The 505-nt window shown below is 51.9% G+C and carries 2 protein-coding genes; both read right to left on the reverse strand.

Annotated elements, in window-relative coordinates:
* Positions 1 to 242 (reverse strand): maltose acetyltransferase domain-containing protein (locus Q4563_RS15845; protein WP_303605151.1); only part of this gene is annotated, 242 nt, incomplete at its 3' end.
* The coding region (locus Q4563_RS15850) for an NUDIX domain-containing protein (protein ID WP_303605152.1) at positions 239 to 505 on the reverse strand (267 nt) is incomplete at its 5' end. The genes Q4563_RS15850 and Q4563_RS15845, both read right to left, overlap by 4 nt.

Here is a 505-nt window from a genome sequence, read left to right on the forward strand (position 1 = left end):
GCGTAAAAATGATCACCGATCTCGATATTCACCCCATAATCACAAAAGAAATTAGGCTCGATATAGGCACTGCCATGCAAGGTCAGCAAGCCATCCAGTAATGCCATACGAGCCGCAGGCTGGCGAGGATCGGCCTGGTTAAAGGCATGACAAACCGATTTGGCCAACAGGCGTGCTTGCAGCAGCTCGTTATCCCAGGCGTTATAAGGCAAACCGGCCAGCATTTTTTCACGTTCGGTCATACCGTCCCTTGCCGACAGCGGTCAACAAAGGTCTGGATCAGTTGACCGGAAATAGACATCGGTGGCGGGATTTCTGGCAAGTTGGTGTAGTGAAACCATTGGGCATCCGATATTTCATCATCATCGATCACAATCTCGCCACTGGCGTAACGGCTGATAAACCCGACCATCAGTTGGCCCGGAAAAGGCCAGCTCTGGCTACCAAAGTATTCAAGATCCTGCACCCGCACGCCAACTTCTTCCTTGACCTCACGGTGTACCGC

Source organism: Gilvimarinus sp. 1_MG-2023 (assembly GCF_030548285.1).